Raw genomic sequence first — 451 nt, 5'->3', positions numbered from 1 at the left:
GTCTATGCGGGAGACGGTAACGATCTGGCTGCGGGCGGCGCGGGGGTGGATTACATCCAGGGAAATGAAGGGGATGATATTCTTACAGGTGGCGACCTTCCCTCCGGTTTCACATCGACTACGAACCTATCAAAGAGCTATTTTCAAACGTATCATAGCGAGTTCAATGACGGCTCGAAGGATGTGATCAGCGGCGGGCTCGGACATGATACGATCCTAATTGAAAGCGACGCGCAAACGGCGGGCTTTTTCAACGGCGTGGTACCTCCGAGCGATTTGCAGTCAGTCCTCGGGCTGCTCGATTACGTGGATGGGTCCGATACCGACTATGTGGCTCATGTCCAATTTTACTCTGGCTCGTCTCCTACATACTTCGCATTTACCCAAGACACCGTGAAAACGGCTATGGCCGGTGGCAACCCTGTAATTGGGCAATCTGTATGGTTCGACC

Annotated in this window: 1 pseudogene; it reads left to right on the top strand. The window is 53.2% G+C overall.

Annotated features, from left to right (window positions below):
• Nucleotides 1–451 (top strand): annotated as a pseudogene (locus tag AC1D0P_RS29510) (hypothetical protein); the annotation flags it as partial.

Source organism: Polaromonas sp. P1_G2 (assembly GCF_056405515.1).
The sequence above is the reverse complement of the archived record's forward strand: the minus strand, read 5'-3'. Positions and strand labels throughout refer to the sequence as shown.